Raw genomic sequence first — 371 nt, 5'->3', positions numbered from 1 at the left:
TAAGTCCTAAGAAGCAAATAAGGTCTTAATTTTTTATAAGTTTCTTCACCCATATATGCCCTAAATTGATCTTCATAGTATGCAAATTCGGGTTTATCATCGAAGTTAAAATTAACTTCACCTATTTTATAACTACCGTGATACTTGCTAAGATAATATTTACAACCATTAGAAAGGACTTGAGGGAATTTTTTCTTCAAATAAGAAAAATTCACAAAATGAGTTTCATTTCCTACTTTAATTTCACTACCCAAATATTTACTACGAAATTCTTCTCTTTTCTTCTCTTTTTCCAATATCTCTTCTCTTATCTCTTTATCAAAGATATAAATTCCACCATAATTTCTTGCAAGATTTTCTAGCTCACTTGC

At 28.8% G+C, this 371-nt stretch carries 1 pseudogene; it reads right to left on the bottom strand.

The annotated features are described in order from the left end of the window. Positions 1–371: pseudogene (locus B6S12_RS10915) on the bottom strand (hypothetical protein); the annotation flags it as partial.

This window comes from Helicobacter valdiviensis (genome assembly GCF_003245365.1).
GTDB lineage: Bacteria > Campylobacterota > Campylobacteria > Campylobacterales > Helicobacteraceae > Helicobacter_D > Helicobacter_D valdiviensis.
Note: the sequence above shows the minus strand (reverse complement) of the source record. Positions and strands in the feature narration are given on the sequence as shown.